The following is a 21,409-nucleotide window of genomic DNA, read 5'->3' as shown; positions in this document are numbered from 1 at the left end:
GTAAGAAGTTTCTGAACCTGAAACCAAATGCTTCAGAAAGACGGGCTTGGCGAATTATCCTACGCCCCCTGTCGGATGCCGTCTGATAGGCAAGCCTGTACCTCATAGGTAACTTTTCGCGGTCGCTGTGGTTTGGCGACCGGGTGTGAGAAGCCTGTAGTTTGAGATCGCTTGCCAGATATGGCAGCCGTGCGCGTGCAGGCTTCGGTCTGGCCGTGGTGATCTCGGACACGGTCTTCTCACCTCGCGCATGGCTGCCACCCAATCTGTGAGAAGGATGTGAGTGGTTGCTTCTGAAAACTCTACCGAGAAGTGACTATGAAAAAGCTCGTACCCGATCCACCCGACAGCTTCCCCATTCCCTACATCTCGATAATCGCCGACCTTTCCCTTGAAGACGCCAAGGCCCATGCCGCCGCGCTAATGGACAGCCTTTCGCGCACCATCGAGCTGTACCTCAGCACCGTGGGCGAAGACCAACGCAAGGTGGTGCTGGATAACATGGGCATCCACACCGAGCTCCTGCGGGCCCTTTTCGGCCATATGAGCACGTTGGAGAGGGCGCATGAGTGATGACCTGAAAGCGCGAACCACGGTTGGCCAAGAGACGTTTCTCGATCTGTATGCCATCCAGCCGGGAGTGCCGCTCGATCACGCGTTTGACGAACTTTCCGTTCTGCTTGGGTGCATTCGGCACTTGAGTGAGGAAGCCGAGATGGAGGGCAACCTCGTTGCCGGCAGCGCCGCGCGCATTCTAAGTGCCATGGCCAAGGCGCTGATCAATGACATGGAAATGGGCTTGAACCGCGGGGCCTGAAGCGTGTTCGCCCAGCGCACTTGAGATCGAGCGCCGCCCGCGCGGCGCTCAGTCTTCAATACCCCTTGAAACACCAGGCATGCCCCAGCCCCCCCACATGACGTTAAACTGTCATTTCCCCAGCAATGGACAGGAGATGCGGCGTGACCCCACCCCGAAGTTTCCCCACCGACCTCTGCCTCGACAGCCCGCGCCTGCAGTTGCGCCCGATGCGCCACGCCGATGCCCAGCAATGGCTGACGATCATGGCCGACCCCGAGGTCATGCGCTATTGGCACCATGCCCCCTGGCAAGACCTAGCCGAGGCACAAAGCGCCCTGGCTGCCGACCGCGAGGCCTATGCCAATGGTGACCAGCTCAAGCTGGGCATGTACCGCCGTGACACTGGCGAACTGATCGGCATGGTCCAGCTGTTCAACATCGATGACACCTCACGCCGTGGCGAGATCGGCTATTGCCTGGCCAGCGCAGTGCAGGGCAGGGGCTACATGGACGAGGCACTGACCTGCTTCATCGACTACCTCGCCCATACCCTGCACATGCGCCGCCTGGAGGCCGAGATCGACCCGCGCAACAATGGCTCGGCACGTACGCTGGAGCGCCAGGGCTTCGTCCTTGAAGGCACTTTGCGCGCACGCTGGTGCGTGGCGGGTGAGTTGTCCGACTCGGGCATTTACGGGTTGTTGCTCGAGCCACCCGTTGCATGACGGCTTTTTACCTCACCTTCAGCCTTGCCCTGTATTTGCTCGGCCTGTGTTTCGATGGCGCGCTGATGAGCGCCGGCAGGCACATGCCGGCCTTGCAGATGTTGCTGTACGGGCCATGGGGCGTTCCGTTCGGGCTGTTTCAGTGGTTTGCCAACCCGCTGCTGGCAATCGCAGTCCTTGCCCACCGGCGTTTCCGCCGCCTGGCGCTGCTAGCCGGGTTGGCTGCGTTGTACCTGGCGGCCAGCAGCTTTGGCATCGAACGGCTGCCGGATAACATCAGCTACGCGTTTCAGGACCGTACGGGCTTTGGTGCCGGTTTTTACCTTTGGCTGGCGTCTATCGTGGTGTTCTGCGCAGGGCAGGCATGGCATGTCTGGAAGGCGCGCAGTGCACAGGACATGCCGGGCTGGCGCTGGCTCGACGTGGCGCTGATCGCAGCACTGGCGCTGGCGTTGTATGCCGCCACGCAAATGCCGTCGCTGCGCTTTGTGCCCGGCAAGGTACTGATGCCTGCGGAGCAGCCGCAGGCGTTTTGATATGGACCAGGAGATGGCGATGAGCAAGCAGTATCTGATGGGGTTGGCCTTGGCATGTTGCATGCCTGTGGCAATGGCCGAGGACAACTCGCCGAGCTATACCCAGTGCATGGACAAGGCTTCCAGTACGCTGGCCATGAGCAGTTGCATCCAGGCCGAAACCCAGCTGCAGGATGCGCGGTTGAACCGGGTTTACAAGCAACTGATGGGCAAGCTCGAAGCGGAGCCGAAGAAGAGCTTGCGCGATGTTCAGCGCCAGTGGATCGCTTACCGTGATGGCAACTGCAAGTTCCACGTGCAAGCCAGCGGCGGGACGATGGCCCAGCTCGAAGGCGGGATGTGTGGGCTGGACATGACCCGCGAGCGGGCGGCAGAGCTGGAGCGGGTGCTCAGCCCTGGGCAGTGATGTTGCCTGTGCGGGCGCCATCGCTGGCAAGCCAGCTCCCACAGGTACAGCGCAGAACTTAAGAACTGCGCGGCCCCTAGCGCTTGCGAGCCTTGAGGTACTCGCGCACCTGCACAGCATCCCCTGCAAACTCCACCCGGTCCGCCTTGGCATCACGCTGGTAGGCATACATCGGGTCGTAGTATTCCTTCAGCAAGCCCTCGATCCACCCCCGGTGCAGATCGATGCCACCGCTGCGCTGCTGCTCATCCAGCGCCAGGCGCATGATCTCGGACAGGCGCTGGTAGCGCTCGCCACCCAGGCGCTTGTGAATGTTGCTCATACTCTGCAGCAGGCGCTCAGTGAACAGCCGGCGCCCGAGTTCTTCGCCATGTAGCGCGACGAACTCGGCGCACAGGTTGACCACGTAGTCACGCAGAATGCGTTCGACACGGTTTTCGAAGCTGTCTTCCAGCCACACCAGCGGGTATTGCTGCATGCCCTGGTACAGCTCCAGCGGCACGGTGCAGCTGCCGACAATACGGCCCTCGTCCTCCAGCACGAACTGCTCGATACCACGTGCGCGTTTCTTCAGCACGTCGATGGCCAGCTTGTTCTCGAAGTCGATCTGCGCCGGCTGTGCGGTGGCGCGTTTGCCGAAGCTCGAACCGCGGTGGTTGGCATGGCCTTCAAGGTCGATCACGTTGTTCAGTTGGTGCAGCACATCGGTCTTGCCGGTGCCGGTGAGGCCGCCGACCAAAACGAAATCGCATTGCTCCACGGCCTGCTGGGTTGTATCCAGCAGGAAAGTGCGCAGGGCTTTATAGCCACCCTTGATACGCGGGTAGGCGATGCCCGCTTCGTCGCGCAGCCACTGCTGGACGATCAGCGAGCGCAGGCCGCCGCGGGCGCAGTACAGGTATCCATCAGGGTGGGCCTTGGCAAAGCTGGCCCAGGCATGCAGGCGCTCGCGCTTGATGGTGCCGCTGACCAGTTGGTGGCCAAGGGTGATGGCTGCGGCCTGGCCCTGCTGCTTGTAGCAGGTACCGACCTTTTGCCGCTCCTGGTCGGTCATCAGCGGCAGGTTGACGACGCCAGGGAAGGCGCCCTTGGCAAATTCGACGGGCGCACGCATGTCCATCATCGGCACGTCGTCGAGGAACAGCTGGCGAAAGTCGGTGCAGTCGTGGCGCATCAGTTCACCTCGACTGCGTGGCTCTGTCGCTCGGCCAGCAGGCCGATCGGCGCAAGGTCCAGGCCAAGGTCGGCGGCAACGGCAAGGAACGCCTGCTCACCTTCGGGGGTGACCGCCACCAGCAGGCCGCCGCTGGTCTGCGGGTCGCACAGCAGGTGCTTCTGATCGTCGGTCAGCGCGCCGATCTTGTGCCCGTAGCTGTCGAAGTTGCGCAGGGTACCGCCGGGGATGCAGCCCTCGGCCATGTAGTGCTCGATGCTCGGCAGCCGCGGGACGGCCGCGTAGTCCAGGTGCGCGGTCAGCCCGCTGCCCTCGGCCAGCTCGACCAGGTGGCCGAGCAGGCCGAAACCGGTCACGTCGGTCATCGCCTTGACCCCGTCGAGCTTGCCAAAGCGGCTGCCGGGGGTGTTGAGGGTGCACATCCAGTCACGGGCCAGGCCTTGGTCCTGCTCACGCAGCTTGGCCTTTTTTTCGGCGGTGGTGAGGATGCCGATGCCCAATGGCTTGGTCAGGTACAGGCGGCAACCCACTGTCGCGGTGTCATTGCGCTTGAGGTGGCGCTTGCTGACCACGCCGGTGACGGCCAGGCCGAAGATCGGCTCGGGGGCATCGATCGAGTGCCCGCCGGCCAGTGGGATGCCGGCTTCGGCGCACACGGCGCGGCCACCGCGGATCACTTCACGGGCCACTTCTGGTGGCAGTACGTTGACCGGCCAGCCGAGGATGGCGATGGCCATCAGCGGGTCGCCGCCCATGGCGTAGATGTCGCTGATGGCGTTGGTGGCGGCGATGCGGCCGAAGTCGTAGGGGTCATCGACGATGGGCATGAAGAAGTCGGTGGTGGACACCACGCCGCGCTCATCGTCCAGGGCGTACACGGCGGCGTCATCGCGCGAGGCGTTGCCGACCCACAGGTTCGGGTCCAGGGCCTGGGCGCCACTTTCGGCCAGGATCACATCCAGCACCTTGGGGGAGATCTTGCAGCCACAGCCAGCACCATGGCTGTACTGGGTCAGGCGAATCGGCTCGCTCATTACGCACCTCATTTTTCGTGATGCGCGATTGTAGCAAAGCTGGCCTTTGCGTCTGTGCCACTTATAATCCATCACCGTCTGCCTATCGCCGACACTTTCCCCGCTATTGAACCGGAGAATCCCATGCTCAAACGCCCTCTGGCGCTCGCCGCCGGCCTCGTGCTGTCCTGCTGTGCCGTTGTCGCCCAGGCCGCTGATACCTTGCGGGTCAGTGCCATCCCCGACGAAGCGCCAACCGAACTGCTGCGCAAATTCGAGCCGCTGGGCAAATACCTGTCCCAGCAACTGGGCATGCAGGTGAAGTTCGTGCCGGTGGCCGACTACCCGGCAGTGGTTGAATCGCTGGCCAGCGACCGCCTGGATCTGGCCTGGCTGGGTGGTTTCACCTTCGTTCAGGTACACCTCAAAGACCCGACCGCCACACCGTTGGTGCAGCGTGAGCAGGACGCCCAGTTCACCTCCAAGTTCATCACCGCCAACCCGGATGTAAAGAGCCTGGCCGACCTCAAGGGCAAGTCCTTCGCCTTCGGTTCGATTTCGTCCACCTCTGGCAGCCTGATGCCGCGCTACTTCATGCTCAAGGAAGACAACATCAAGCCTGAGGGCTACTTCAGCCGCGTGGCCTATTCCGGCGCCCACGACGCAACCGTGGCCTGGGTCCAGGCCGGCAAGGTCGATGGTGGCGTGCTCAACGCCAGCGTCTGGCAGAAGCTGGTCGACGCCGGCAAGGTCGATACCAGCAAGGTCAAGGTGTTTGCCACCACCCCGACCTACTATGACTACAACTGGACCGTGCGCGGCAACATGGACCCGGCGCTCAAAGAGAAGATCAAGCAAGCCTTCCTCGCCCTGGACCCTTCGAACCCGGAACACAAGAAGATCCTCGACCTGCAGGCCGCCAGCCGTTTCATCGAAACCAAGCCTGAGAACTATCAGGGCACCGAGCAGGCGGCACGTGAGGCCGGCCTGCTCAAGTGACTATCACGCTGCTCGACGCGGGCCTGCGCCACGGCCAGGTTCGCGCGCTCGACTCCGTCTCTTTGCGTATCACCCAAGGTGAGCGGGTCGCGATCATCGGCCCTTCGGGGGCTGGCAAATCCAGCCTCCTGCACCTGATGGCCACTGCCGTACAGCCCAGCGCAGGGCGCCTGGACGTGTTGGGTGAGCAGCCCTGGGCGTTGTCGGCAAAGGCTCGCCAGCGTCTGCGCGCCAGGGTCGGCCTGGTACATCAGGCACCGCCCCTGCCGCCTCGCCAGCGGGTGGTGACTGCTGTACTGGCCGGCCGTCTGGGCCAGTGGGGTACGCTGCGTTCGTTGCTCAACCTGGTGTACCCCACCGATGTGCAGGGCGCACGCCAGGTGCTGGCCGAGCTGGGCCTGGCGGAAAAGCTGTTCGTCCAGTGCGGGCAGCTTTCCGGCGGCCAGTTGCAGCGCGTCGGCATCGCCCGCGCGTTGTATCAGCGGCCCGAGGTACTGCTGACCGATGAACCGGTTTCAGCAATGGACCCCGTGCTGGCCGAACACAGCCTGGCCCTGCTCAACCGCCATGCCCAAGCCTACGGCGTGACGCTGGTAGCCAGCCTGCATGCAGTGGACCTGGCCTTGGCACATTTCCCGCGGGTTATCGGCATTCGTGAGGGCCGAGTGGCGTTCGACTGCTCTGCCGAGGCTGTGACCGAGCAGATGCTCGATGCGCTCTACGCCAACGAGCAGCTGGGGTCGCCACTGCCCCAGGCCCCGACCCTGGCTGTGCAGATTCCGCGATGCTGAAGGCCAGCGCCCGCGATCCGGCGTTTGTGCCGCGCCTGTTGGTCGCCCTGGTTGCGCTGGCCCTGCTGTGGCCAGGGGCGCAGTTGAGCGAGCTGAACCCGGGCGTGCTGCTGCAAGCGGAAAACCGCCAGCAGATTGCCAGCTTCACCAGCGCCTTCTGGCCGCCGGCGCATGATGGCGAATTTCTCGAACTGCTGTACGAGGCGACCCTGCAGACATTGGCTGTAGCCACTGCCGGCATGGTACTGGCGCTGCTGCTGGCAGTCCCGGCGAGCCTGCTGGCCAGCCGTGCCTTGTCGTTGCGCGCGGCCTCTCGTGGTGGCCGTTCCGGCGCCTGGTCCCGCCTGCTAAGGATGCCGGTGCGCGGGCTGTTGATTTTCCTGCGCAGTGTGCCCGAGATCGTCTGGGCGTTGCTGTTCGTGCGTGCGGTAGGGCTGGGGCCGACGGCGGGGGTGCTGGCCATCGCCATCACCTACAGCGGCATGCTCGGCAAGGTCTATGCCGAAATTTTCGAATCGGTCGACCAGCGCCCGGCGCATGCCCTGCTGCAAGCGGGCAGTGGCCGGCTAACGGCGTTCTTCTACGGCATCCTGCCCAGTGCCGGCACGGAGCTTGTGTCGTACACCGTCTACCGCTGGGAGTGCGCGGTGCGCGCCTCGGTGGTGATGGGTTTCGTTGGTGCCGGGGGCTTGGGGCAGCAGATCGACCTGTCGATGCGCATGTTCGCAGGCGGTGAGGTAGCAAGCATGCTGCTCGCCTTCTTTGGCCTGGTGCTGCTGGCGGACCTGCTCAGCCGCTTCCTGCGGGGACGCTTGGCATGAACCGGGTGATCAATCTGCTGGTGATGGCTGCCCTGGTTGCCGCTGTAATCGCCTCGTTCAGCTATCTGGACCTGGACCTGCAGGCGCTGGTGGGTAACGGCGGGCTGGGGCAGATGGCCGAGTATGCCGGGCGTTTTCTGCATCCGGACGTTACCGCCGAACACCTGCAAGCGGTGGGGCGCGGTGCCCTGGAAACCCTTGCCATGTCCGGGCTGGGTACGCTGCTGGCAATGGTGCTGGGCATGCTGTTGGCATTACCCGCAGCGGGGCGTTTCGGTTGGCCGCTGCAGGCTGCGGCGCGCTTGCTGCTCAATGCCCTGCGTGCCATTCCCGAGCTGGTGTGGGCCGCGTTGATGGTGCTGGCGGCAGGGCTTGGCCCCAACGCCGGGACGCTCGCGTTGGCACTGCATACGGCAGGTGTGCTTGGCCGGTTGTACGCCGAGGCGCTGGAAAATACCCCGGCCGAGCCAGCGGCGGCGATCCGCCTGCAAGGTGGCGGGCAACTGGCGGCGTTCTGCTTCGGCACCTTGCCCAACCTGTGGCCGCAGTTGCTGGCCTACAGCTTGTACCGCTGGGAAAACAACATCCGGATGGCCAGTGTGCTTGGGCTCGTTGGCGCAGGGGGGCTGGGGCAGATGCTCTATACCACCCTGAGCCTGTTCCAGGAGGCCCAGGCCAGCACGGTGATCTTGGCCATGCTGGTGCTGGTACTGTTGGTGGACGTGTTCAGTGATGTCATGCGCCAGCGTTATGTGCGGGCCTGAGCGCATCAGCCCCTAATTCCCCGCACTGCGCTTCACGCTGCATCGACTCCAGGTTGCGCTCGATGGTCTCGCAAATGGTGTCCATCTGGATCTGGTGTTCACTGAAGCGGAACGGGCTCTGCAGGTCGGTGCCGATCCGCTCGATGGCTAGCAGCATGAACCCGACCACGGTAGACGCCAGTGGCGTGAACCAGCCCAGCGATTCGACCAGGCCCACGGGCACGATCAGGCAGAACAACGAGATGAACAGCCGCGGAAAGTACACGTAAGGGTAGGGCAGTGGTGTATTGGCGATACGTTCCATGCCGCCTTGGGCGTTGGACAGGTCCACCAGCGTCGACTCCAGCCGCGCCAGGCGAATGCTGTCCAGCCGCCCGGCCTTGTACTCGCGGGCGAGCAGGGCTGCCGAACCGCTGAGGATATCGTTGGCGAAATTGTTCGAACGGTTGCGCCGCTCGAACTCCCCGGGCGGGATGAACGCCATCAGTTCGTCGGGGCAGGCTTGGCCTTTGAGGTGCGCCGCCAGGCAATTCACATAGGCGATATGCCGGCGCAACAAGGTGGCCTTGATCGGGTTCAAGCCGTCATCCGGGTCGTCGATCAGCGTCAGCGTCTGCCGGGCGAAGCTGCGTGAACTGTTCACCAGCGCGCCCCACAAGGTGCGCGCCTCCCACCAGCGGTTGTAGGCGCTGCTGTTACGAAAACTCACCAGCACCACCAGCGCCGAACCCAGCAATGTCAGCGGGATCAGCGGCAGGGTGAACTTGCTGTTGAGGAACAGCATGAAATCGATGGTGACCAGCACGTCCCAGATCAGCAGCCAGAACAGCGACCAGCCGATGTAGCCGAAGGTCTTCACCACCAGGCGATACTTGCGGGCGATGATTTCTTTCACGCGGGGAACCTCGACAGGGGGATGCAGGATCGGACGTCGAGGGGCGGATAAGGTTCGGTGGTGGATGTTGCAAGAAGTTTTGATGCCGCCAACGCGACCCTTTTGCTATCCGGCACCTGCCATGGCAGGTCCCTTTGCATGAGTCGTGCTGGCCTCATCATATGCCAGACTCAGCGCTGTGCTTGAGCCCAGGTTCAATTCAAGGCTTGGCGGCGACCACGACATCCCCCTTGATCGCGGCAGGCGCGGCCTTGGGCTTCGTTTTATTGGCCAGATACTGGAACCGGCGCCATTCCTTGTCGATTTCGCTGAACGACATGAACACGCTGATACGTTCTTTGTCGGCAAGGTCCGGGCGGTTGCGCGCATCGATTTCATCTTTGGCGATGAACGCGACATTGATCCCAACGACCTTGCCGTCATCGGCGAACACCGGGCCACCGGACATGCCTTTGACCATCGGGCCATCGTGCACCGAATAGAACACGCTGCCTGGCGTGCCTCGCAGGCGTACCAGCGAAGCCAGGGTGTGGCCTTTGCCCTGCACCGGCATCATCAGGCTGTTGAAGCCAACCGCTGTCACGGACTCGCCCGGCACATACTGGCGCCAGAGCGGCACCCGGGCAGCCTTGTGCTTGAAGAACACCACATCACCCAGGCCTTCATGGACCACGTTGCGCAGGAAGGGGGTGTGCTTGGCGGTTACCGCATAGTCTTCGTTCCACTGGATGGCAGTGGCCATCAACAGCATCGGCAGCGGTGCACCGGATGTGACCACGAAAGCCTGATCGTAGACGGGGTCTGACACGTAGGACGTTGGCACTCCATTGCACCCACTGAGCAGCATCATTGCTGCCAGGCAGGGCACAGTTGATTTCATGATTTGCACGGGTATTGAGAAATGGGAGCGCGACTATGGCTAAGTGCTATTACGCTATCAATACTTTCTGTGTATATCCGACGAATGACATCTTAGGTGGGGGTGACGGTGCTAGCCAATAGATTCCAGACATGGCTGGAGGGCCTGTGGCCATTGGGGTGGCGTCAAAATCGGCGGGCTGAAAAGGGCTTGCATTGATGGGTGAACTGGCCACAGCTCATTGAGCTGTATTGAGCTGTATTGAGCTGTATTGAGCTGTATTGAGCTGCATTGAGCTGCATTTGCTTGAGCGGATGACGATGCACTGGCCCAGGGTCTTGCTGGTCAAACCACAGGCATAAAAAAACCGACCATAAGGTCGGTTTTTTCCGGATCTTGGTGCCCCGAGGGAGACTCGAACTCCCACTCCTTTCGAAAACGGATTTTGAATCCGCCGCGTCTACCAATTCCGCCATCAGGGCGTGTGGCGCGCAGTATAGAGAGGTGCTTCAGGTCGGTCAATCGGCTTTCATGGTCAATTTTCACGCATTGGGCTAAACTTCCCGGCCCTGCCGAACCCGAACATCATCATGCGCGTCGCCGATTTTTCCTTCGAACTCCCCGATTCCCTGATCGCCCGCCACCCTCTGGCCGAGCGCCATGGCAGCCGACTGCTGGTCCTCGATGGGCCGAGCGGGGCGCTGGCGCACAAGCAATTCACCGATCTGCTCGACTACCTGCGCCCCGGCGACCTGATGGTGTTCAACAACACCAGGGTGATCCCGGCGCGGTTGTTTGGCCAGAAAGCCTCCGGCGGCAAGCTGGAAGTGCTGGTCGAGCGTGTGCTCGACAGCCACCGCGTGCTCGCCCATGTGCGTGCCAGCAAGGCGCCTAAAGAAGGCGCGGTGATCCTTATCGACGGCGGTGGCGAGGCCGAAATGGTTGCGCGCCACGACACGCTGTTCGAACTGCGCTTCACCGAAGAGGTGCTGCCGTTGCTCGAACGTGTCGGGCACATGCCGCTGCCGCCCTACATCGACCGCCCGGACGAGGGCGCCGACCGTGAGCGCTACCAGACCGTGTACGCCGAACGTGCAGGTGCCGTAGCCGCGCCAACCGCTGGCCTTCACTTCGACCAGGCGCTGCTGGACAAGATCGCCGCCAAGGGCGTTGAGCGCGCCTTCGTCACCCTGCATGTGGGTGCTGGCACCTTCCAGCCGGTGCGGGTCGACAAGATCGAAGACCACCACATGCATAAAGAGTGGCTCGAAGTGAGCCAGGATGTGGTCGATGCCATCGAGGCCTGCCGGGCCCGGGGAGGCCGTGTGGTCGCGGTTGGCACCACCAGCGTACGCTCGCTGGAAAGCGCGGCACGCGATGGCGTGCTCAAGGCCTTCAGCGGCGATACCGACATCTTCATCTACCCGGGCCGGCCGTTCCACGTGGTCGATGCCCTGGTCACCAACTTCCACCTGCCGGAGTCCACGCTGCTGATGCTGGTCTCGGCATTCGCCGGTTACCCCGAGACCATGGCTGCCTACGCGGCGGCGGTCGAGCAGGGGTACCGCTTCTTCAGTTACGGTGATGCCATGTTCATCACCCGCAATCCGGCGCCACGCGGCCCAGAGGATCAAGCATGAGTCGCACCTGTCGAATGTCCTTCGAACTGCTGGCCACCGACGGCAAGGCCCGTCGTGGCCGCCTGACCTTCCCCCGTGGCACCGTCGAAACCCCGGCGTTCATGCCGGTGGGTACCTATGGCACGGTCAAGGGCATGCTGCCGCGTGACATCGAGGCCATTGGTGCCGAGATCATCCTTGGCAACACCTTCCACCTGTGGCTGCGCCCAGGCACCGAGGTGATCAAGAAGCACAACGGCCTGCACGATTTCATGCAGTGGAAAGGCCCGATCCTGACTGATTCGGGTGGTTTCCAGGTGTTCAGCCTGGGTGCCATGCGCAAGATCAAGGAAGAGGGCGTGACCTTCGCCTCCCCAGTGGATGGCTCCAAGGTGTTCATGGGCCCGGAAGAGTCCATGCAAGTACAGCGTGACCTGGGTTCGGACATCGTGATGATCTTCGACGAGTGCACACCGTACCCGGCAGAGCACGATGTGGCGCGCACCTCCATGGAACTGTCGCTGCGTTGGGCGCAGCGTTCGAAGAACGCCCACGGGGACAACACTGCGGCGCTGTTCGGCATCGTCCAGGGCGGCATGTATCAGGACTTGCGCATGCGCTCGCTGGAAGCGCTGGTCAATATCGACTTCGACGGCCTGGCCATCGGCGGCCTGTCGGTGGGCGAGCCCAAGCACGAAATGATCAAGGTGCTGGATTACCTGCCGGCCCAGATGCCTGCTGACAAACCTCGTTACCTTATGGGGGTAGGCAAACCCGAAGATCTCGTTGAGGGTGTGCGCCGCGGCGTCGACATGTTCGACTGCGTGATGCCGACGCGTAACGCGCGCAACGGCCATCTGTTCGTCGATACAGGGGTGATCAAGATCCGCAACGCGTTCCATCGCCACGATGATTCGCCGCTGGATCCGACCTGTGATTGCTACACCTGCACGAACTTCTCCCGCGCTTATCTCCATCACCTGGACAAGTGCGGCGAAATGTTGAGCAGCATGCTGAATACCATCCACAACTTGCGCCATTACCAGCGCTTGATGGCCGGTTTACGCGAGGCTATTCAACAGGGTAAATTGGCCGCCTTCGTCGACGCCTTCTATGCCAAGCGCGGGCTGCCTGTGCCGCCTTTGGACTGATTGTTCGCACCATCTAATTAAAACTTAAGCAACTGGAGTGCCTAATGAGCTTCTTGATCCCCGCCGCCTATGCGGACGCTGCTGCACCCGCCGCTGGCCCAGCCGGCACCGGCTTCGAGTGGATTTTCCTGGTCGGTTTCCTGGTCATCTTCTACCTGATGATCTGGCGCCCGCAGGCCAAGCGTGCCAAAGAGCAGAAGAACCTGCTGAGCAACTTGCAAAAAGGTGATGAAGTTGTCACCAACGGCGGCATCGCTGGCAAGATCGTCAAGGTTTCCGATGATTTCGTGGTTCTGGAAGTGTCCGACACCGTCGAGCTGAAGTTCCAGAAGGGCGCCATTGCCGCGACCCTGCCAAAAGGTACGCTCAAGGCTATCTGAGTTACCGGTTTTTTTTCCAGTCGGGGCGCGCAACGCGCCCCGCGTCTTGAACGGGCGGCGTGATGCTGAACAAATACCCTCTGTGGAAATACGCACTGATCGTGTTGGTACTGGCGATCGGTTTTATTTATTCCGCTCCCAACCTCTACCCGGATGACCCGGCGGTGCAGATCAGCGGTGCCAGCTCGGCGCTGCAGGTGAACCAGTCCGACCTCGACCGCGTCAGCAAGGCGCTGACCGAAGCCGGTATCACCGTCAAGGGTGCAAGCCTGGGTGAGAAGGGCAGCGCGCTGGTGCGCCTGACCAATCAGGAAGACCAACTGCCAGCCAAGGATGTAGTGCGCAAGGCACTGGGCGATGATTATGTCGTGGCCCTGAACCTGGCCCAGACCACTCCGCAATGGCTGCGTAACCTGGGTGCAAGCCCGATGAAGCTGGGCCTGGACCTGTCCGGCGGTGTGCACTTCCTGCTGGAAGTGGACATGGACAAGGCCATGAGCGCCCGCCTGAAAGTCTACGAAGGCGAGGTCAAGACCTTGCTGCGCAAAGAGCGCGTCCGCTACCGCAGCCTGCCTCAGCAGGATGGCGGCATCATGCTGGGCTTCGCCGACGATGCCACCCGCGAACAGGCACGTGCCCTGATCCGCAAGAATTTCAGTGATTTCGACCTGACCACCAGCGAGCGTAATGAAACCGCCGTGCTGCGTCTGGCGCTGACTCAGGCGAAAGTCGCCGAGATCCGCGAATACTCGATCAAGCAGAACCTCACCACCGTGCGCAACCGCGTCAACGAGCTGGGCGTCGCCGAGCCGCTGGTTCAGCGCCAGGGCGCCAACCGCATCGTGGTCGAGCTGCCGGGCGTGCAGGACACTGCCGAAGCCAAGCGTATCCTCGGCAAGACGGCCAACCTGGAGTTCCGCTTCGGTGCCGAGCCAGGCGCGTCCAGGGCCACTACCGAGGTCTTCGAGTTCCGTGAGGGCGGCCGTTCCGCCCAGGTCGAGCGTGGCCTGATCATCACCGGTGACCAGGTCACCGACGCCCAGGCCAGCTTCGACGAGCATGGTCGTCCGCAGGTGAACATCCGTCTCGACGGCCACGGTGGCGAGCTGATGAGCCGCGCGACCCGCAGCAACGTCGGGCGCAGCATGGCGGTGATCTTCATCGAGCAGAAACCGGTCACCCGTTACGTCAAGCAGACGGTCAACGGCGTCGAGAAAGACGTGCCGGTGCAGAGCTTCCTGGAAGAGAAGAAGATCATCAGCCTGGCGACCATCCAGTCGCCGCTGGGCAGCCAGTTCCGCATCACCGGCCTTGACGGCCAGGGTGAATCGTCCGAACTGGCCCTGCTGCTGCGTGCCGGTGGCCTGGCCGCGCCGATGTACTTCGCTGAGGAACGTACCATCGGCCCGAGCTTGGGCGCCGACAACATCACCAAGGGTATCGATGCGTCGCTGTGGGGCATGCTGTTCGTCTCGCTGTTCATCATCGCCATCTACCGCGCGTTCGGTGTGCTGGCAACCATCGCCCTGGCGGGCAACATGGTCTTGCTGCTGGCATTGATGTCGCTGCTGGGTGCCACCCTCACTTTGCCGGGTATCGCCGGTATCGTGCTGACCATGGGTATGGCGGTCGACGCCAACGTACTGATCTTCTCGCGTATCCGTGAAGAGATCGCTGCCGGCATGTCGGTGCAGCGCGCGATTCATGAAGGCTTCAACCGCGCGTATTCGGCGATCGTCGATGCCAACCTGACCACACTGCTGGTCGGCGGCATCCTCTTTGCCATGGGTACCGGGCCGGTCAAGGGCTTTGCCGTCACCATGTCCCTCGGGATTTTCACCTCGATGTTCACCGCCATCATGATGACCCGTGCGCTGGTCAACCTGACCTGTGGCGGGCGTGACATCAAGAAGCTGTGGGTTTGAGGGAGCGACGATGAAAACCATCAATTTCATGGGCGTGCGCAATGTTGCGTTCGCCGTAACCGTGCTCCTTACCGTGCTGGCATTGTTCAGCTGGTGGCAGAAGGGCCTGAACTTCGGCCTGGACTTCACCGGCGGTACGCTGATCGAGCTGACCTACGAGCGCCCGGCCGACCTGAATGCAGTGCGCGCCGAGCTGGTCGAATCCGGCTTCAACGAAGCCGTGGTACAGAGCTTCGGTGCTACCACCGACCTGCTGGTGCGCATGCCTGGCGATGACCCGATGCTGGGTAACAAGGTGGCCGAAGCCCTGCAGAAGATTGGCGGTGACAACCCGGCGACGGTCAAGCGCGTCGAGTTCGTCGGCCCGCAGGTGGGTGAAGAACTGCGTGACCAGGGAGGCCTCGGCATGCTCCTGGCGCTGGGCGGCATCCTCATCTACCTGGCCTTCCGCTTCCAGTGGAAGTTCGCCGTGGGCGCGATCATCTCGCTGATCCACGACGTGGTGGTGACGCTGGGTATCCTGTCGTTCTTCCAGATCACCTTCGACCTGACGGTGCTGGCTGCGGTGCTGGCGATCATCGGCTACTCGCTCAACGACACCATCGTTGTGTTCGACCGGGTGCGTGAGAACTTCCGCGTGATGCGCAAGGCTTCGCTGATCGAGAACATCAATATCTCGACCACACAGACCTTGCTGCGCACCGTAGCCACTTCCGTTTCGACTCTGCTGGCAATCGCTGCGCTGCTGTTCTTCGGCGGTGACAACCTGTTCGGCTTCTCCCTGGCCCTGTTCATCGGTGTCATGGCGGGTACCTACTCCTCGATCTACATCGCCAACGTGGTGCTGATCTGGCTGAACCTGAACAGCGAAGACCTGATTCCGCCGGCCAAGACCGACGGTGTGGATGATCGCCCTTAAGGCATAGCCCTACGCCGTTCGGCGATCGAAAAGGCGCGAGTGTTGAACTCGCGCCTTTTTTTTTGCTCCAAGGCTGGGAGCAGGCGGGTTTACCCCGCGGGTATGAATCAGGAGGTTCAAGTGAATAAATCAATGCTGGTGGGTGCGGTACTGGGTGCTGTCGGTGTTACTGCCGGAGGTGCTGTGGCGACCTACAGCTTGGTGAACAAAGGCCCCGAATACGCCCAGGTCACCGACGTGCAGCCGATCAAGCAGCAGGTGAAAACCCCTCGCGAAGTGTGCAAGGACGTGGCCGTGACGCGTCAGGCGCCGGTCAAGGACCAGCATCAGATTGCCGGTACCGTTGTTGGTGCTTTGGCGGGCGGCTTGCTGGGTAACCAGATCGGTGGTGGCACTGGCAAGAAGATCGCCACCGTGGCCGGTGCGGTCGGTGGTGGTTATGCCGGCAACAAGGTGCAGGAGGGCATGCAGGAGCGTGATACCTATACCACTACGCAGACCCGTTGCAATACGGTCAACGATGTCAGTGAGAAGGTCGTTGGTTACAACGTGACCTACTCGATCGGTGACCAGGTCGGCAAGGTGAAGATGGATCGCGAGCCGGGCTCGACCATCCCGCTGGACAAGAACGGCAAGCTGATCCTGAGTGAAGCCGGGCAGCAATAATCTTGCAGGCACAAAAAAAGCACCTCGCCGGTGCTTTTTTTGTGCCTGCAATCTGCGCTTAGCGCTTCATGTGCTCTGGCAGGTGCGGCTGGATAGCGGTCAGCACGGCCTTGAAGCACTTGATGTTGCCGGCAACGATGTGGCCCTTGTCGAGGAAGTCGTGGCCACCGTTGAAGTCGCTCACCAGGCCGCCTGCTTCCTGGATCAGCAGCACACCGGCTGCCATGTCCCACTCGGACAGGCCCGACTCCCAGAAGGCGTCGAAACGGCCGGCGGCCACGTAGGCCAGGTCCAGGCTGGCGGAGCCGGCGCGGCGGATGCCGGCAGTCTGGCCAGTCAGGGCGCGGAACATGCCCAGGTAGTTGTCCAGGTCGGCCATCTGGCTGTCACGGAACGGGAAGCCGGTGCCCAGCAGGGCGCCGTCCAGGCTGGTGCGCGAGCTGACGCGCAGGCGACGGCCATTGAGCTGGGCGCCACGGCCACGGCTGGCGGTGAACTCTTCCTGGCGTACCGGGTCGAGAACGACGGCGTGTTCAATGCGGCCACGGTATTTGCAGGCAATGCTGACGGCGAAGTGCGGGATGCCGCGCAGGAAGTTGGTGGTACCGTCCAGTGGGTCGATGATCCACAGGTAGTCCTTGCCTTCTTCGCCGGTGCCCGCGTGCATGCCCGTCTCTTCACCCTGAATGGAGTGGTTCGGGTAGGCCTTGCGCAGTGCGTCGACGATCTTCTGCTCGGCGGCGCGATCAACCTCGGAAACGTAGTCCTTAGCCTCTTTCTCGTCCACCTTGATGCTATCCAGGCGTTCGATGGAGCGGAAAATCAGTTCACTGGCGCTGCGAGCGGCGCGCAGGGCGATATTCAGCATAGGCTGCATGGGCGGGTCACCTGGAGATGTTAAAGAAGAAAGCCGAACATTCTAGCAGAAAAGTTTGGCGGCAGAAGTGTCACATTTGCTTTCATGGCGTTACGCTGGTCGGTTCTGTAAGATCGAACCCCCAAAACCCGCATCTGTGAGCACAACACCTTGCTGCAAAATATTCGTGTTGTTCTGGTCAATACCAGCCACCCCGGCAACATCGGCGGCGCTGCGCGAGCCATGAAAAACATGGGCTTGTCGCGTCTGGTGCTGGTGCAGCCAAAAGAGTTCCCCGCCGCTGACGCCAGTGCGCGTGCTTCCGGTGCCGACGATGTGCTGGCCGGTGCCCAGGTGGTCGACAGCCTCGAGCAGGCGTTGGTCGGCTGCAGCCTGGTCATGGGCACCAGTGCCCGTGAGCGCAGTATTCCCTGGCCGTTGATCGACCCCCGTGAATGCGGGGCCAAGGCCGTGGAGCATGCCGTCGGCGGTGAGGAGATCGCCTTGGTGTTCGGGCGTGAGCACGCCGGCCTGACCAACGAAGAACTGCAGCGATGTCACTTTCACGTGCACATTCCCTCGAACCCCGACTTCAGCTCGTTGAACCTGGCCGCTGCGGTCCAGGTGCTCGCCTATGAGGTGCGCATGGCCTGGCTGGCGGTTGAAGGCACGGCGCAGAGAGTCGAAAAGGTCGACGCCAGCGAGCTGGCGACCATGGACGAAATGGAGCTGTTCTATGAACACCTGGAAAAAACCCTGGTGGACATCGGCTTCCTTGACCCCGAAAAGCCCAAGCACCTGATGGCGCGCCTGCGCCGGCTGTATGGGCGCAGCTCGGTGGAACGTCCGGAAATGAGCATTTTGCGCGGTATCCTCACCGAGACCCAGAAGGTCGCACGGGGCGAGCCGCATAAAAGGAAGGACTGACAGATGTTCGAACGTCTGCGTGAAGATATCCAGAGCGTTTTCCATCGGGACCCGGCGGCACGCAATGCCTTCGAGGTGCTGACCTGCTACCCGGGCATGCATGCCATCTGGCTGCATCGCCTGGGCAATGCCTTGTGGAAGCGCGATTTCAAATGGCTGGCTCGCCTGGTGTCGAATTTTGGCCGCTGGATGACCGGTATCGAGATCCATCCCGGTGCGACCATCGGCAGGCGCTTCTTCATCGATCACGGCATGGGTATCGTCATCGGCGAAACCGCCGAGATCGGCGACGACGTCACTCTTTACCAAGGCGTGACCCTGGGTGGCACCAGCTGGAACAAGGGCAAGCGTCACCCGACCCTGGAAAACGGCGTAGTGGTGGGGGCAGGGGCCAAAGTGCTCGGCCCGTTCACCGTCGGTGCCGGGGCCAAGATCGGTTCCAATGCAGTGGTGACCAAGGCGGTGCCGGCAGGTGCCACGGCGGTCGGCATTCCGGGGCGGATCATCGTCAAGAGCGAAGACAGCGAAGTCGAGGCCAGGCGCAAGGCCATGGCCGAAAAGATCGGCTTCGATGCCTACGGCGTCAGTGGCGACATGCCTGACCCGGTGGCGCGTGCCATCGGCCAGATGCTCGACCACCTGCAGGCTGTCGACGAGCGGCTGGAAGGCATGTGTGGCGCATTGACCAAAATGGGCAGTGACTACTGCGCCAAAGAGCTGCCGGCCCTGCCCGAAGATGACTTCAGCGAGATATCGGCAGTTGCCCCGCGCGACGCTCGGTCGCATTGATCGCGCCGCAGGGAGGTCATACTGGCATGTGGGGCGTGTGCTCACGCCCCTTTGCTGCTACAATCGCGCCCGCCTCCCAGATGCAAACCCGACTAAAGCAGTAGGTCTAATAGTTGACTTAAATGCTCGGGAATAGCATACTCGCTCACATCCTGTAACTCCCGTGGTAACCATTAGCCATGCGACTGACTACCAAAGGCCGATACGCCGTGACAGCCATGCTTGACCTGGCCTTGCACGCGCAGCATGGGCCTGTGTCTTTGGCCGACATTTCCGAGCGCCAGGGCATTTCCCTCTCTTATCTGGAGCAGCTGTTCGCCAAGCTGCGCCGCAGCAGCCTGGTATCCAGCGTGCGCGGCCCAGGCGGTGGTTACCAGCTGTCCCGTGGCATGGAAACCATCCAGGTGGCCCAAGTCATCGACGCGGTCAACGAGTCGGTCGATGCCACCCGTTGCCAGGGCCTTGGGGATTGCCATGCCGGTGACACCTGCCTGACCCACCACCTGTGGTGCGACCTCAGCCAGCAGATCCACGAATTCCTCAATGGCATCAGCCTGGCCGACCTCGTCATGCGCCGTGAGGTGCAGGAAGTCGCCCAACGCCAGGACCTGCGTCGTGTCGCAGGCCGTTCTGCCCAGCTGGACAAGATTGAGACGTCCGCCGTCGACTGACCTTTATTAACAGTGCGACGAGCGACGCCACCGCCTGATAGGAGATACTCAATGAAGTTGCCGATCTACCTCGATTACTCCGCGACCACGCCGGTCGATCCCCGTGTCGCCCAGAAGATGGCCGACTGCCTGCTGGTCGACGGTAACTTCGGTAACCCGGCTTCGCGCTCCCACGTGTTTGGCTGGAAAGCCGAGGAAGCGGTCGAAAACGGCCGTCGCCAGGTTGCCGAGCTGATCAACGCCGACCCGCGCGAGATCGTCTGGACCAGCGGTGCTACCGAGTCCGACAACCTCGCCATCAAAGGCGTGGCGCACTTCTATCAGTCCAAAGGCAAGCACATCATCACCTCCAAGATCGAGCACAAGGCGGTCCTGGATACCGCTCGCCAGCTCGAGCGTGAAGGTTTCGAAGTCACCTACCTCGAGCCAGGCGAAGACGGCATCGTCACCCCGGCCCAGGTCGAGGCGGTGCTGCGTGACGACACCATTCTGGTCTCGCTGATGCACGTCAACAACGAAGTCGGCTCGATCAACGACATCGCCGCCATCGGTGAACTGACCCGTTCGCGCGGCGTGTTGTTCCACGTTGACGCCGCCCAGTCGGCCGGCAAGGTGGAAATCGACCTGCAAAAGCTGAAAGTCGACCTGATGTCGTTCTCCGCGCACAAGGCCTACGGCCCGAAAGGCATTGGCGCGCTGTACGTCAGCCGCAAGCCTCGCGTGCGTCTGGAAGCGATCATCCATGGCGGTGGCCATGAGCGCGGCATGCGTTCGGGCACCCTGCCGACCCACCAGATCGTCGGCATGGGCGAAGCATTCGCCATTGCCAAGCAGGAAATGGCCGCTGAAAACCAGCGCATCAAGGCCCTGAGCGACCGCTTCTTCAAGCAGGTCTCGGACCTCGAAGAGCTGTATGTCAACGGTAGCCAGACTGCCCGCGTACCGCACAACCTGAACCTGAGCTTCAACTATGTCGAAGGCGAGTCGCTGCTGATGTCGCTCAAGGACATCGCGGTATCGTCCGGTTCGGCCTGCACCTCCGCTTCGCTCGAGCCGTCGTATGTACTGCGCGCTCTGGGCCGTAACGACGAGCTGGCGCACAGCTCGATCCGCTTCTCCTTCGGCCGCTTCACCACCGAAGAAGAAGTCGACTACGCCGCGCAGAAAGTCTGCGAGGCTGTAAACAAACTGCGTGAGCTGTCGCCGCTGTGGGACATGTACAAAGACGGCGTTGACATCTCCAAGATCGAGTGGGCCGCCCACTAAGCAGTCGCCGGCAAGAGCGGCTCCCTGATGAGGAAGGAATTGCACCATGGCATACAGTGAAAAGGTCATCGACCACTACGAAAACCCACGTAACGTCGGCAAGATGAATGCCGAGGACCCGGATGTCGGTACCGGCATGGTCGGCGCCCCAGCGTGCGGTGACGTGATGCGTCTGCAGATCAAGGTCAACGAGCAAGGCATCATCGAAGATGCCAAGTTCAAGACTTACGGCTGCGGTTCGGCCATCGCTTCCAGCTCCCTCGCCACCGAGTGGATGAAGGGCAAGACCCTGGACGAAGCTGAAACCATCAAGAACACTCAGCTGGCTGAAGAACTGGCGTTGCCGCCGGTCAAGATCCACTGCTCGGTACTCGCCGAGGATGCCATCAAGGCAGCCGTTCGCGATTACAAGCAGAAGAAAGGCTTGATCTAAGTCGCCTGTTGCGAAGTAACCGACG

The 21,409-nt window shown here is 62.1% G+C and carries 25 protein-coding genes and 1 tRNA gene; 20 read left to right on the top strand and 6 right to left on the bottom strand.

Annotated elements, in window-relative coordinates; all coding sequences use genetic code 11:
- Positions 1-318 precede the first annotated feature (318 nt).
- From ACMGF5_RS04410 to ACMGF5_RS04390, 5 genes are all read left to right on the top strand, one after another.
- A complete protein-coding gene (locus ACMGF5_RS04410; protein WP_177010251.1) occupies positions 319-573 on the top strand; it encodes a hypothetical protein in 255 nt (84 codons plus the stop codon).
- Positions 566-817 carry a DUF3077 domain-containing protein gene (locus ACMGF5_RS04405; RefSeq protein ID WP_012316175.1) on the top strand — a complete coding sequence of 84 codons (252 nt, stop codon included), beginning with the start codon at positions 566-568 and terminating at the stop codon, positions 815-817. Before ACMGF5_RS04410 ends, ACMGF5_RS04405 begins: the two co-directional genes overlap by 8 nt.
- 143 nt (positions 818-960) lie before the next feature.
- Positions 961-1,524 carry a GNAT family N-acetyltransferase gene (locus ACMGF5_RS04400; protein WP_012316174.1) on the top strand — a complete coding sequence of 188 codons (564 nt, stop codon included), beginning with the start codon at positions 961-963 and terminating at the stop codon, positions 1,522-1,524.
- Positions 1,521-2,060 carry a hypothetical protein gene (locus ACMGF5_RS04395; RefSeq protein WP_174141570.1) on the top strand — a complete coding sequence of 180 codons (540 nt, stop codon included), beginning with the start codon at positions 1,521-1,523 and terminating at the stop codon, positions 2,058-2,060. Before ACMGF5_RS04400 ends, ACMGF5_RS04395 begins: the two co-directional genes overlap by 4 nt.
- Before the next feature lie 19 nt (positions 2,061-2,079).
- The gene (locus ACMGF5_RS04390; RefSeq protein ID WP_125923424.1) at positions 2,080-2,466 is read left to right on the top strand and encodes a lysozyme inhibitor LprI family protein; all 387 of its coding nucleotides are present in this window, start codon (positions 2,080-2,082) and stop codon (positions 2,464-2,466) included.
- A 76-nt stretch (positions 2,467-2,542) separates the two neighbouring features.
- Here ACMGF5_RS04390 and mnmH read toward each other — a convergent pair whose 3' ends face one another.
- Together mnmH and selD are read right to left on the bottom strand one after the other, a co-directional pair.
- Positions 2,543-3,640, bottom strand: a complete 1,098-nt coding sequence (mnmH, locus tag ACMGF5_RS04385; RefSeq protein WP_046784495.1) for a tRNA 2-selenouridine(34) synthase MnmH — start codon at positions 3,638-3,640, stop codon at positions 2,543-2,545.
- The gene (selD, locus tag ACMGF5_RS04380; RefSeq protein ID WP_115273910.1) at positions 3,640-4,674 is read right to left on the bottom strand and encodes a selenide, water dikinase SelD; all 1,035 of its coding nucleotides are present in this window, start codon (positions 4,672-4,674) and stop codon (positions 3,640-3,642) included. Before selD ends, mnmH begins: the two co-directional genes overlap by 1 nt.
- Before the next feature lie 123 nt (positions 4,675-4,797).
- Between selD and ACMGF5_RS04375 the strand changes: the two genes are divergently transcribed.
- From ACMGF5_RS04375 to phnE, 4 genes are read left to right on the top strand one after another with little or no spacing between them, the layout of a single operon-like run.
- On the top strand, positions 4,798-5,652 hold the full coding sequence (locus ACMGF5_RS04375) for a putative selenate ABC transporter substrate-binding protein (protein ID WP_115273911.1): 855 nt from the start codon (positions 4,798-4,800) through the stop codon (positions 5,650-5,652).
- The gene (locus tag ACMGF5_RS04370; RefSeq protein WP_115273912.1) at positions 5,649-6,443 is read left to right on the top strand and encodes a phosphonate ABC transporter ATP-binding protein; all 795 of its coding nucleotides are present in this window, start codon (positions 5,649-5,651) and stop codon (positions 6,441-6,443) included. The genes ACMGF5_RS04375 and ACMGF5_RS04370 overlap by 4 nt, the downstream gene beginning before the upstream one ends.
- Positions 6,437-7,264: a PhnE/PtxC family ABC transporter permease gene (locus tag ACMGF5_RS04365; protein WP_012316167.1), complete on the top strand. Its 828-nt coding sequence runs from the start codon at positions 6,437-6,439 to the stop codon at positions 7,262-7,264. The genes ACMGF5_RS04370 and ACMGF5_RS04365 overlap by 7 nt, the downstream gene beginning before the upstream one ends.
- A complete protein-coding gene (gene phnE, locus ACMGF5_RS04360) occupies positions 7,261-8,028 on the top strand; it encodes a phosphonate ABC transporter, permease protein PhnE (protein ID WP_204918842.1) in 768 nt (255 codons plus the stop codon). The genes ACMGF5_RS04365 and phnE overlap by 4 nt, the downstream gene beginning before the upstream one ends.
- On the opposite strand, the gene ACMGF5_RS04355 is transcribed toward phnE, so the two are convergent.
- From ACMGF5_RS04355 to ACMGF5_RS04345, 3 genes are all read right to left on the bottom strand, one after another.
- The gene (locus tag ACMGF5_RS04355; protein WP_404601759.1) at positions 8,000-8,923 is read right to left on the bottom strand and encodes a bestrophin family protein; all 924 of its coding nucleotides are present in this window, start codon (positions 8,921-8,923) and stop codon (positions 8,000-8,002) included. The genes phnE and ACMGF5_RS04355 overlap by 29 nt on opposite strands.
- Positions 8,924-9,122: 199 nt before the next feature.
- Entirely contained in the window at positions 9,123-9,770 is a 648-nt protein-coding gene (locus ACMGF5_RS04350) for a trypsin-like peptidase domain-containing protein (RefSeq protein WP_414157843.1), read from the bottom strand.
- A 409-nt stretch (positions 9,771-10,179) separates the two neighbouring features.
- Positions 10,180-10,264, bottom strand: a tRNA-Leu gene (locus ACMGF5_RS04345).
- Between the two features lie 108 nt (positions 10,265-10,372).
- Between ACMGF5_RS04345 and queA the strand changes: the two genes are divergently transcribed.
- The 6 genes from queA (at position 10,373) to ACMGF5_RS04315 (ending at position 16,442) form a co-directional block, all read left to right on the top strand.
- Positions 10,373-11,422, top strand: coding sequence for a tRNA preQ1(34) S-adenosylmethionine ribosyltransferase-isomerase QueA (gene queA / locus ACMGF5_RS04340; RefSeq protein WP_039602792.1), 1,050 nt, complete (start codon positions 10,373-10,375; stop codon positions 11,420-11,422).
- A 14-nt stretch (positions 11,423-11,436) separates the two neighbouring features.
- Positions 11,437-12,552, top strand: a complete 1,116-nt coding sequence (gene tgt / locus ACMGF5_RS04335) for a tRNA guanosine(34) transglycosylase Tgt (RefSeq protein ID WP_162144435.1) — start codon at positions 11,437-11,439, stop codon at positions 12,550-12,552.
- Positions 12,553-12,596: 44 nt separating this feature from the next.
- Entirely contained in the window at positions 12,597-12,932 is a 336-nt protein-coding gene (gene yajC / locus ACMGF5_RS04330; RefSeq protein ID WP_008092587.1) for a preprotein translocase subunit YajC, read from the top strand.
- Positions 12,933-12,994: 62 nt separating this feature from the next.
- The gene (secD, locus tag ACMGF5_RS04325; RefSeq protein ID WP_046784489.1) at positions 12,995-14,857 is read left to right on the top strand and encodes a protein translocase subunit SecD; all 1,863 of its coding nucleotides are present in this window, start codon (positions 12,995-12,997) and stop codon (positions 14,855-14,857) included.
- Positions 14,858-14,867: 10 nt separating this feature from the next.
- The gene (secF, locus tag ACMGF5_RS04320; RefSeq protein ID WP_115273917.1) at positions 14,868-15,776 is read left to right on the top strand and encodes a protein translocase subunit SecF; all 909 of its coding nucleotides are present in this window, start codon (positions 14,868-14,870) and stop codon (positions 15,774-15,776) included.
- 120 nt (positions 15,777-15,896) lie between these two features.
- The gene (locus ACMGF5_RS04315; protein ID WP_046784487.1) at positions 15,897-16,442 is read left to right on the top strand and encodes a glycine zipper 2TM domain-containing protein; all 546 of its coding nucleotides are present in this window, start codon (positions 15,897-15,899) and stop codon (positions 16,440-16,442) included.
- A 58-nt stretch (positions 16,443-16,500) separates the two neighbouring features.
- Here the strand turns inward: ACMGF5_RS04315 and suhB are convergent, their stop codons facing one another.
- Positions 16,501-17,319: an inositol-phosphate phosphatase gene (gene suhB, locus ACMGF5_RS04310; protein ID WP_012316148.1), complete on the bottom strand. Its 819-nt coding sequence runs from the start codon at positions 17,317-17,319 to the stop codon at positions 16,501-16,503.
- A 150-nt stretch (positions 17,320-17,469) separates the two neighbouring features.
- On the opposite strand from suhB, the gene trmJ reads away from it, so the two are divergent.
- The 5 genes from trmJ (at position 17,470) to iscU (ending at position 21,384) form a co-directional block, all read left to right on the top strand.
- Entirely contained in the window at positions 17,470-18,225 is a 756-nt protein-coding gene (trmJ, locus tag ACMGF5_RS04305) for a tRNA (cytosine(32)/uridine(32)-2'-O)-methyltransferase TrmJ (RefSeq protein WP_115273918.1), read from the top strand.
- A gap of 3 nt (positions 18,226-18,228) precedes the next feature.
- On the top strand, positions 18,229-19,014 hold the full coding sequence (gene cysE / locus ACMGF5_RS04300; RefSeq protein WP_046784485.1) for a serine O-acetyltransferase: 786 nt from the start codon (positions 18,229-18,231) through the stop codon (positions 19,012-19,014).
- A 179-nt stretch (positions 19,015-19,193) separates the two neighbouring features.
- The gene (iscR, locus tag ACMGF5_RS04295; protein WP_046784484.1) at positions 19,194-19,685 is read left to right on the top strand and encodes a Fe-S cluster assembly transcriptional regulator IscR; all 492 of its coding nucleotides are present in this window, start codon (positions 19,194-19,196) and stop codon (positions 19,683-19,685) included.
- 51 nt (positions 19,686-19,736) lie between these two features.
- Positions 19,737-20,951, top strand: a complete 1,215-nt coding sequence (locus ACMGF5_RS04290) for an IscS subfamily cysteine desulfurase (protein ID WP_012316144.1) — start codon at positions 19,737-19,739, stop codon at positions 20,949-20,951.
- A 46-nt stretch (positions 20,952-20,997) separates the two neighbouring features.
- Positions 20,998-21,384, top strand: coding sequence for a Fe-S cluster assembly scaffold IscU (gene iscU / locus ACMGF5_RS04285; RefSeq protein WP_007929523.1), 387 nt, complete (start codon positions 20,998-21,000; stop codon positions 21,382-21,384).
- Positions 21,385-21,409: the final 25 nt, after the last annotated feature.

It is taken from the genome of Pseudomonas sp. BNK-15, from assembly GCF_047456105.1.
In the GTDB taxonomy this organism is placed as follows: domain Bacteria; phylum Pseudomonadota; class Gammaproteobacteria; order Pseudomonadales; family Pseudomonadaceae; genus Aquipseudomonas; species Aquipseudomonas putida_E.
The sequence above is the reverse complement of the archived record's forward strand: the minus strand, read 5'-3'. Positions and strand labels throughout refer to the sequence as shown.

Excerpts from the sequence above, each read along its gene's own strand:
- ACMGF5_RS04410 (WP_177010251.1), top strand. The coding sequence starts at position 319 with ATGAAAAAGCTCGTACCCGATCCACCCGACAGCTTCCCCATTCCCTAC.
- ACMGF5_RS04405 (WP_012316175.1), top strand. The coding sequence starts at position 566 with ATGAGTGATGACCTGAAAGCGCGAACCACGGTTGGCCAAGAGACGTTT.
- ACMGF5_RS04395 (WP_174141570.1), top strand. The coding sequence starts at position 1,521 with ATGACGGCTTTTTACCTCACCTTCAGCCTTGCCCTGTATTTGCTCGGC.
- ACMGF5_RS04390 (WP_125923424.1), top strand. The coding sequence starts at position 2,080 with ATGAGCAAGCAGTATCTGATGGGGTTGGCCTTGGCATGTTGCATGCCT.
- mnmH (WP_046784495.1), bottom strand. The coding sequence starts at position 3,640 with ATGCGCCACGACTGCACCGACTTTCGCCAGCTGTTCCTCGACGACGTG.
- selD (WP_115273910.1), bottom strand. The coding sequence starts at position 4,674 with ATGAGCGAGCCGATTCGCCTGACCCAGTACAGCCATGGTGCTGGCTGT.
- ACMGF5_RS04375 (WP_115273911.1), top strand. The coding sequence starts at position 4,798 with ATGCTCAAACGCCCTCTGGCGCTCGCCGCCGGCCTCGTGCTGTCCTGC.
- ACMGF5_RS04365 (WP_012316167.1), top strand. The coding sequence starts at position 6,437 with ATGCTGAAGGCCAGCGCCCGCGATCCGGCGTTTGTGCCGCGCCTGTTG.
- phnE (WP_204918842.1), top strand. The coding sequence starts at position 7,261 with ATGAACCGGGTGATCAATCTGCTGGTGATGGCTGCCCTGGTTGCCGCT.
- ACMGF5_RS04350 (WP_414157843.1), bottom strand. The coding sequence starts at position 9,770 with ATGCTGCTCAGTGGGTGCAATGGAGTGCCAACGTCCTACGTGTCAGAC.
- queA (WP_039602792.1), top strand. The coding sequence starts at position 10,373 with ATGCGCGTCGCCGATTTTTCCTTCGAACTCCCCGATTCCCTGATCGCC.
- tgt (WP_162144435.1), top strand. The coding sequence starts at position 11,437 with ATGTCCTTCGAACTGCTGGCCACCGACGGCAAGGCCCGTCGTGGCCGC.
- yajC (WP_008092587.1), top strand. The coding sequence starts at position 12,597 with ATGAGCTTCTTGATCCCCGCCGCCTATGCGGACGCTGCTGCACCCGCC.
- secD (WP_046784489.1), top strand. The coding sequence starts at position 12,995 with ATGCTGAACAAATACCCTCTGTGGAAATACGCACTGATCGTGTTGGTA.
- secF (WP_115273917.1), top strand. The coding sequence starts at position 14,868 with ATGAAAACCATCAATTTCATGGGCGTGCGCAATGTTGCGTTCGCCGTA.
- suhB (WP_012316148.1), bottom strand. The coding sequence starts at position 17,319 with ATGCAGCCTATGCTGAATATCGCCCTGCGCGCCGCTCGCAGCGCCAGT.
- cysE (WP_046784485.1), top strand. The coding sequence starts at position 18,229 with ATGTTCGAACGTCTGCGTGAAGATATCCAGAGCGTTTTCCATCGGGAC.
- iscR (WP_046784484.1), top strand. The coding sequence starts at position 19,194 with ATGCGACTGACTACCAAAGGCCGATACGCCGTGACAGCCATGCTTGAC.
- ACMGF5_RS04290 (WP_012316144.1), top strand. The coding sequence starts at position 19,737 with ATGAAGTTGCCGATCTACCTCGATTACTCCGCGACCACGCCGGTCGAT.
- iscU (WP_007929523.1), top strand. The coding sequence starts at position 20,998 with ATGGCATACAGTGAAAAGGTCATCGACCACTACGAAAACCCACGTAAC.